This window comes from Okeania sp. SIO2F4 (assembly GCF_010672385.1).
Lineage (GTDB): Bacteria > Cyanobacteriota > Cyanobacteriia > Cyanobacteriales > Microcoleaceae > Trichodesmium.
Map to the genome: position 1 here is coordinate 1 of NZ_JAAHGT010000457.1, position 7,566 is coordinate 7,566.

6 protein-coding genes are annotated in these 7,566 nt (G+C 36.5%); 1 reads left to right on the top strand and 5 read right to left on the bottom strand.

Features of this window, described 5'->3' with window-relative positions; translation table 11 throughout:
• Window positions 1–296: 296 nt before the first annotated feature.
• Window positions 297–2,981: a tetratricopeptide repeat protein gene (locus F6K22_RS24600; protein ID WP_293103986.1), complete on the bottom strand. Its 2,685-nt coding sequence runs from the start codon at window positions 2,979–2,981 to the stop codon at window positions 297–299.
• A 1,536-nt stretch (window positions 2,982–4,517) separates the two neighbouring features.
• Here F6K22_RS24600 and F6K22_RS24605 point away from each other — a divergent pair.
• Window positions 4,518–4,679, top strand: coding sequence for a hypothetical protein (locus F6K22_RS24605; protein ID WP_293103989.1), 162 nt, complete (start codon window positions 4,518–4,520; stop codon window positions 4,677–4,679).
• A gap of 15 nt (window positions 4,680–4,694) precedes the next feature.
• Here F6K22_RS24605 and F6K22_RS24610 read toward each other — a convergent pair whose 3' ends face one another.
• From F6K22_RS24610 to yqeK, 4 genes are all read right to left on the bottom strand, one after another.
• A complete protein-coding gene (locus F6K22_RS24610; RefSeq protein ID WP_293103992.1) occupies window positions 4,695–5,645 on the bottom strand; it encodes an asparaginase in 951 nt (316 codons plus the stop codon).
• A gap of 532 nt (window positions 5,646–6,177) precedes the next feature.
• Window positions 6,178–6,678, bottom strand: a complete 501-nt coding sequence (locus tag F6K22_RS24615; RefSeq protein ID WP_293103995.1) for a CGLD27 family protein — start codon at window positions 6,676–6,678, stop codon at window positions 6,178–6,180.
• Window positions 6,679–6,743: 65 nt separating this feature from the next.
• Window positions 6,744–7,208 carry a ribosome silencing factor gene (gene rsfS, locus F6K22_RS24620; protein ID WP_293103998.1) on the bottom strand — a complete coding sequence of 155 codons (465 nt, stop codon included), beginning with the start codon at window positions 7,206–7,208 and terminating at the stop codon, window positions 6,744–6,746.
• Window positions 7,209–7,281: 73 nt separating this feature from the next.
• Window positions 7,282–7,566 (bottom strand): bis(5'-nucleosyl)-tetraphosphatase (symmetrical) YqeK (yqeK, locus tag F6K22_RS24625; protein ID WP_293104001.1); only part of this gene is annotated, 285 nt, incomplete at its 5' end.

Sequence of the window (7,566 nt, forward strand, 5' to 3'; positions counted from 1 at the left end):
ATTCATACAGATGTAGAAATCCGCGATGAAGTATTTAACAGTGGTTTTGACGAGTTTATTTCTAAACCAATTGTAGGTAAACAACTTGCCGATCGCATTACTTACCATATTGCTGGATCTAAACACCAATAGACTTCTCCAAAAATGAAAAATAAAATCAATTCTTATCCATAAATTATCAATTACTCTCCCCTGTTTCCAGTTAAGTGTTCCCAGTTAAGTATTCCCTCTTTTCTGGAGAGGTCTAATACTGAGAAATGCTACATAACCTATAATATTTCAACCTTATGCTCTCTTCAAAAACCATTGCCAATTAAAATAAATGGAGCCCAATAATAAGGATGATTATACTTACTATTAATCATCGCAATTTGTGCTTTTTGTACAGCTCCAGCCTTATTTATTCCACTCTTTAAAGCTGTATAAAAATTATTCATAAATTCAGAAGTACCCTGGTCATCTACTCGCCATAAAGTTGCTAAACTTGCTGCTGCACCAGCCACTTGCATTTGATAACCAAAACCCAGAATTTCTGAACCATCTCCTAGCTGTTTTCCTTTACCAGTTTCACAAGCGCTCAAAACTACTAATTCTACACCATTTAAATTCCAGTTTTCTACTTCTCGTAAGCTAGAAAGTTCGCCATCTCCATATAATATAAAAGAATCTTCTGGACTACCACTAACAAAAGCAGAATGAGTAGCAAAATGTATTAAACTATGGCTAGACATCCTTAACTCCATCAATTGTTTAGTAAAATCATCTCCTAATAATTTATTGGTTTGAGGAAACATACTCCCTAGCTGTTCTACCTCTACTCCCGCAAAAGGCAAACCTTCAAATTCAAACTGTTTTTTACCAATTGCAAAGCTATAATTTCCTTCAGTTAAAGCTCCTGCCAAAATTCGGATATTTCTATTTCTCCTTGGACTTAAATCCATAATACTTGCAGCAGTAATATTATTAACTTTAAACCTCTCTGTCAGCCATTTTTCTCCATCATATAAAGCTGCTAAAGGAATATAACGGAGCTTGCCATCTGGTGCATAAAGAATAGTTTTAATTTTACCAATTTTCAGGTCATTTTCTATTGGTTTAATCAACCAATTATAAAGCTTTAATCCTGCTTGCGCAACTCTAGAATCAGAGATATTCTTAGCTTTTCTTCTATTAATTAATCCTACTCTAAATGTAAAAAACACTTGCTCAAATTCTTCCTGATTAACTAATACCGTCCGATGAACTGGGGGAGAATTAGCAGTAACTAAGATTAATTCCAGGCGATCTTCTAAAATTAAGGGATATAAGACTACTGCATTTTCTTTTTTATGTTTCTTTAGTTCAGCCTGTAATAAAACTAACATCTCAGGGGTAAGTCTTTGACTCTTAGCTTTCTTCTTTATTTCTGACCTAATTTCTGTTATTTCCTCACTACGAAAAAAATCATGAATAGCAACTAATTTTTCTAATGAAATATTCTGATTTTGTTTGACATTTTCACCTATTTCATCTAAGAACTGAGAATATTTTTCCCTGAAAATATTTTCTAGTCTTAGCATAATAACTTCATTAGGTTTATCATTATCAGGTTTGATACCTCCCATATACTCAAATACTTCTTGTACTTTCAACAAATCAAGAATTTGCTGTGATTCTATAGCTCGTTTTTCTTCCAGTAATAAGTTAGCTAAAGCCCGATATATTTCAGTAATAGTGCCGTCTACATAAGACTTTTGTTCCTCTACTGGTAAAACCTGTAAATCTTGGCGGATTTTTTCTGTAATATTAATTGATTGTTTATAAAATATTATTGCCAATTCTGGCTGATTATTTTTTGCTAATAATTTTCCTATATCAGCAAGACTAATTCTTTCCCTATTCTGGTTTCCAAGTTGTCGATCGAGAATTAAAGTATAAGTCAAAAATTCTAGAGATTCAGAATACTTGCCAGACTCTCGATGCACTATACCAATATTATGAAGAGTTGCTGATTTACCTTCTTTATCCCCTAACTCTTCCCAAATAGTTAATGCTTGCTGATGATATTCTAATGCTTGGGAATATTTTTCCTGTTCTCGATAAATTACACCTATATTATCTAGAGTTGTTGCTATATTCAGACGGTCTTGATTTTCTTCGTAAATTTCTAAAGCTTGTTGATAAAATTTTAAAGCCTGAGAAAACTCTTCTAGCTGCCGATAAATTGCTCCAATATAAGTTAAAATTGTGGCTTTTTTGGGAGGATTATTCTGTAAAACTTTCTGATAAAAATCTATAGCTTGCTGATAGCGACCTAATCTTGAATTAATTAAACCAAGATTACTTAAAATTGCAATAAGATTGACCTTATCTTTTTTACGCATTTCTAAAGCTTCTTCATAAAACTCTATAGCTTTCCCATATTTACCTTGGCGATCATAAATAACACCTATTTCATTTAATGTGCGACTAATAGCAGTAGTATCGTCTATTTCTCTACGCATTTTCAGCGCCTGATTTAATGATTCTAATGCTCGGGAATATTCACTGAGCTGAGAATAAACTGTACCAATACTATGTAGAGTGGTAGCAATTTGCTCTGTATCACCTAACTGTTGACGAATTTCCAAAGCTTGCTGATAATGATCTAAAGCTTTCTGATACTGATGTAGTTTCTGATAAATGGTAGCTATATTGTAGAGGGTGCTGCCGATCTTAAAGCGATATCCCTTTTGAGTATAAATATCTAGGAGTTGCTGCAAAGTTTGTAAGGCAGTTTCTAATTCTCCATTTTCAAGTTGTTGTTTAGCTTTCTCATCAAGTTGCTGTGCTTCAGTTGGTAGGTTTTCTTGGCTGAGGCGATCGCTATATTCTTTAGTATCTTGTGCAACTGCTTTTGAATATATCTGCACTTTCTCTATTTTCTCTGTTACTAGAGATGGAGGTAAAATCAAGAAAAATACAGTACCGATAATTAATCTAAAATATTTCCAATTTATCATTTTCTACCAAATTCATAAAATTTTACTATATATAGCGCTACTTGAATCGGGAATAGGGAACACTTAACTGGGAACAGTAGACTATCAAAGGGTTTCAGGATTTATAACTGTCGTAACCTTTGCTTCGACTGCTATACATTAACTTATTAAAACTTGCTGATTAAATTTAAAAGCTTTATAAGCAGGTACACAAAATTAATTACACATCTATACAAGCTGAATTCTTTGCCTTCTAAAGATTGCACAGAATTAGAAGTAGGTAAATAATTTTGTTTAGGTACTTAATGTAAATGTTTTAGCCTTTGCGTGTGGTCTAAAAGTGCCAGCTTTTTGCTTCCTCAAGCTCAATTCTGGTGAGAATTTTTAGGAGCAGAAAAATTGAGGTTAATTAACGCACAATTATTCCTCTCTTCCTCCTACTAGACTGACACAGCTAAAACTGTGCACTCTTATTTTTGTTTCTAGGTGTCTTTTTCTCCCCACCCGGACTACACTTTCCACCCTTCCCACCCGGACCACACTCCCCATTTAAGGTGTGTCGGTCCAGTAGGTTGGGTTGAGGGACGTAGCTTGCTTCCCGTCAGGGTAACCCAACAACAATCTTTCTCCCGTAGGGACGTTGCATGCAACGTCCCTACTCCCTAATGCACTATTTAAGGTGTGTCGGTCCACTACTAGACTGACACAGCTAAAACTGTGCACTCTTATTTTTGTTTCTAGGTGTCTTTTTCTCCCCACCCGGACTACACTTTCCACCCTTCCCACACTCCCCATCTAACGCACCATTTAAGGTGTGTCGGTCCACTACATTCTCTGTAATTCCCCATCTTTCCTGACTCGGTCCTCCTGACTTCTGACTCCTACTCTCACTCAAAAGACTTATTCAGCAAACCCTTATTAAAGTATTCAGACCGAAAATCAAAAAAGCCTGGTAAATCTTAAAATTTACCAGACTCTCTTTAATATTATTAACTTTTAATGGCGGGAGGCGGATTTGAACCACCGACCTTCGGGTTATGCTTACTACTACAGCTTTCACTGCCTTAACTCTGAAATTATCAGAATTAGTTTGTAGTCTGGACTGTCCCTTTACCCTCAGCTTCTATAACACTAGAACTGCTAGGGTACCTGCCAACCAGTCTCTACACCTTCTCCTTAACTTTGGAGCTTGGCTCGGGATTACCCCGCTAACGGCTTCCCCGAATTTGACAAGTAATCACATACAAGTTTCCCTATATGCCGCCCTTTACAAGGTAAAGAATCAAGCTAACCGACTAGCAGTTTTGGTTTATGCTTGGTTTAATTTATCTTTCCTTATAACTTGAGCCCGACGAGCTACCAGACTGCTCTATCCCGCGTCAACTTTTTTATTATAACCATAACCAAATCAAAATTGCAACCCCTTAGTCAAATATTCTCAAATTTTTTTCCAGAACCTCCACTTATAGCAGTTTTCAAGTTCATCAAACATATCAAAAAAATGATAAACCAGTAGGGACGTTTTCGGCTAAGAGCCGACATGAAACGCTGCGCGACATGAAACGCATTTTTGTTATGCAACGTCCCTACTTTACTTCTGACTCCTACCATTTGGACGGGCAACGGCAAAAAAATAAAGAGGCAATTCTGACTCCTACCACCTCTAAATTCCCATTTCTCCTGCAGGGGCGAATGGCCATTCGCCCCTACAACTCCTGACTCCTACCCTAAACCCTAAATAGACATTTCTCCCACTACTTCCAAACGCTTAACATTACTCAGTGACATATAATTTTCCGCGAGAGTCTCAGCAATACTAGGAGCTATCCAACCCATCTGAGTTAATAAATGAATTGCCACTGCATATTTAGCCCTTTTTGCACCATCATTAACTTTTATAGCCAAACCCATCCCTTCACCTACTCGGCCAATACATTGTACTCCCTCAGCCCCAGACTTACTGACAAGTTCTCCAGCCGTCAACCGCATTAACTCTGTATCAAAATGTCCCTCTCCTCCAACCATTTCTGGATGATATGTCATAGCACGGACAATTCGTTCTAGATCCAAACTATTACCTGAAGCTAATTTGGCGTACAAAGTTGCCATTTGACTAAGTTGCAGAAGATAAGTTGGAGCGCCACAGTCATCACGAGCCCCGATAAATTCTGCTGCGGGCATGGCCAGTAATTCAGCCACTTTGCTAATAATCAACTGTTGTACTGGATGCTTCATTTCCAGATAAGATTCCATAGGCCAATTTCTTTGCTGACAAACAGCTAGCATACCTGCGTGCTTACCAGAACAGTTATATTGCAAAGGACTACTTTTCCCGGCTGGAGTTGGACATTGTAGCTTTGATGGGTCAATATCACAACGCCATAAAACATTAAATACCTGTCTTGCTTGCTCTGTTGTACCTTGATGAGAACTACATATAACAGCTAAGTCTATATCAGTTAAGTCATATCGTTCTAGAGTTCCTGTTGTAGTAACTGCTAAAGCTTGAAATGGTTTTAGAGCTGAACGGACAAATGAGGCTGTATCCGCATCTCCAGCTAACGATAAAACTCGGCCTCTGTGGTCACATATTGTGGCCTGAACTTGGTGAGTTGATTCAACAATACCTTCTCTGAGTAGTCTGACTTCTAGTTGTGCAGTTTGTGTTCTTTTTCCCCTAGTCATTTCAGTTATCAGTTATCAGTTATCAGTTATCAATTATCAATTATTCAGTACCTCCAGTTTTACCCGGAGGCCAGAAAATCATAAATTTCCTTTTTTATCCCCTTGAAAAGGGAGGCTTGAGACCTGATTTTTTGGTCATTTTTATTTATTATTTTGGGTAAGTGCAGTATCGATAGAGTTACATTATTTAACTATAGTTTTGGAGAGTATTTATCAAGTTAATATTCACACCCATAAAGCTTTACTTGTAGATATAATTGTCAATAGTTTTAACTAGAATCATATCTCAATCTATAAGCTTATTAGTGTTAGTTTATTCAGCAAAAATGGAGGAGGTCATTTCAGTTATCAGTTACTCAGTTATCAGTACCTCTGGTTGAAGCATCGAGATTGAAATACTTATGGAGGATATTTTTTTCATCCCTTTAAAAGTAAAGAATTGAGACCTAATTTTTTTGTCAAAATAAATGAAATTACTGACTCGATAGTCTACTCTGATTATTAGATTTTTTAATAGCTGCTTTAGGATATTTTATAGACATAACCAAATAATTCCACCCATAAAAATTAGTAAGGTAAAACTAGAAAAAGTTTTGCGTAATCTTTGCAGAAGTGGTTGAACTTGATATTGAAGTATTAATCTATCCTTTGTAATTTCCTCTGGTGTTTTTAGCCATGTTTGCCCATCATACCAACCAGACTCCTCATAAAAAACTTTGGTATTAGCAAGACGCGACCGGACATAATTCCAACCCAGATAAAGTCGTAACAATACCAAAATTAGAATTAAACTTGCTCCTGCTGACCCACTCAGTAAGAATTGTACCAGATATTTTTCTGGAGGAAAACTTGCTGCTGCTACTGGGCCTGAGACTAACCAACTCCAGACCCAAACCCAGACTAGCTTCCTTAAATAATTAGGTCTTTCTAATGTTACCCAGTAAAATAACCAGGAATTTTTGAGTTCTTCGTATTCGTTGGCTGGTTGTTGTTCTGGTGGAACGGGAGAGCTAGATGCTATCTGTCTAATCATAAATAAATTTTTTCCTCACTTATTCTTATAACAGTAAAGAAGTAATTAACATTGACAGCTTGAGTCTAATCGATCAATGATGAAGTATCTATTCTTTCTGCATGACCCCAGAATGCTTCTAAATTATAGAAATCTCTTTCTTCAGGCTTTAATATGTGAACTATAACATCAGCATAATCCATTAATATCCAAGAACTTTCGCTTTGGCCTTCGACTCCTAAAGGATAAACTTGCCTCTCTTGTTCTACCTTTTCGGCGATCGCCTGAGATATAGCTCTTACTTGGACATGAGAATAACCTGTAATAATCACAAAGTAGTCTGCCAAATAAGATACTTCTGATACTTTAATCACAACAATGTTATCTCCTTTGCGGTCCAATGCGGCGTTAACAATTGTGGATGTCAATTCTAAGGTTTCATCAGGTCCCGAATTTGTCAGACTTGTTTCGGTTGACAAGGTTTCATCAGGTTCCGAATTTATCGCACTTGTTTCGGTTGACAAGGATTGAGTATGAGGGTAATTTGACATTAAATGATATATTTCCTTAATTAATTGAATTACTAATCGATATTGGCCTCTATATTATATTGATCATATCTTGTTAATTTATTGTCTGCTTGCTCTTGTGTTCGTGGAGTTCTTTTTTGGCCTTTTCCATAAACCAATTTCTCGTCAATAGAATTCGTGGGTGAATCAAAATATGTAAGCCAAGTAGCTGTTTTATAGTATAATCGCTGGTTAACCAAACTGCTTGGTAGAGATTTTTTTGAGCTAGTTGTCTCAAATGCTCTAGCTCAGGGGTGTCACCTCTACCAGGTTCCAAAGTATCTGCCAGGAAAACTACGCAACTTAGCTGATTCATACCTGGAAATCCTAATGTATGGTT

Coding starts and splice junctions, on each gene's coding strand:
- F6K22_RS24600 (WP_293103986.1), bottom strand. CDS start 2,981: ATGATAAATTGGAAATATTTTAGATTAATTATCGGTACTGTATTTTTC.
- F6K22_RS24605 (WP_293103989.1), top strand. CDS start 4,518: ATGAAACGCATTTTTGTTATGCAACGTCCCTACTTTACTTCTGACTCC.
- F6K22_RS24610 (WP_293103992.1), bottom strand. CDS start 5,645: ATGACTAGGGGAAAAAGAACACAAACTGCACAACTAGAAGTCAGACTA.
- F6K22_RS24615 (WP_293103995.1), bottom strand. CDS start 6,678: ATGATTAGACAGATAGCATCTAGCTCTCCCGTTCCACCAGAACAACAA.
- rsfS (WP_293103998.1), bottom strand. CDS start 7,208: ATGTCAAATTACCCTCATACTCAATCCTTGTCAACCGAAACAAGTGCG.